Annotated in this window: 1 pseudogene; it reads left to right on the top strand. The window is 61.4% G+C overall.

From position 1 onward, the window contains the following. A pseudogene (locus tag ACZIRK_RS45395) lies at positions 1 to 606 on the top strand (IS630 family transposase); the annotation flags it as partial.

Genomic DNA, 606 nt, shown 5'->3' with positions numbered 1-606 from the left:
GCTCGGTGTGGGAGTTCGTCCATGCCGAGAAACTCAGCTTCAAAAAAAAGCGTGGTGGCTGGCGAACGCGATCGTCCCGACGTGGCAAGGCGGCGGGCCCAGTGGATCAAATATCAAGATCGCGTCGAGCCTGAGCGCCTGGTCTTCATCGACGAGACCTGGACCAGAACCGATATGGCGGCTTTGCGGGGATGGGCGCCGCGTGGCCAGAGGCTTCCCACCAAGGTTCCACACGGCCGCTGGAAGACCATGACCTTCCTGGCCGCCTTGCGCCATGACCGGATCGAGGCGCCATGGTTTATCGAGGGCCCGATCGACGGCGACAGCTTTCGCCTCTACGTGGAAAAGGTCCTCCTCCCGACACTTCGTCCCGGCGACGTCGTCGTGATGGACAATCTCGGCAGCCACCGAGGCAAAATCGTGCGTCAGCTCATCCGCTCCGCGGGAGCCAAGCTCTTCTTCCTGCCGAAATACTCACCCGACCTGAATCCCATCGAACAGGTCTTTGCCAAGCTCAAGCACTTTCTCCGAAAAGCGGCCGCCCGAACCGTCGACGCTGTCTGCCTCGCCATCGGCCAGGTTCTGCAGCTCTTCACGCCCAAAGAA

Source organism: Bradyrhizobium sp. Leo114 (assembly GCF_055229415.2).
This window is presented reverse-complemented; position numbering and strand designations above follow the sequence as displayed.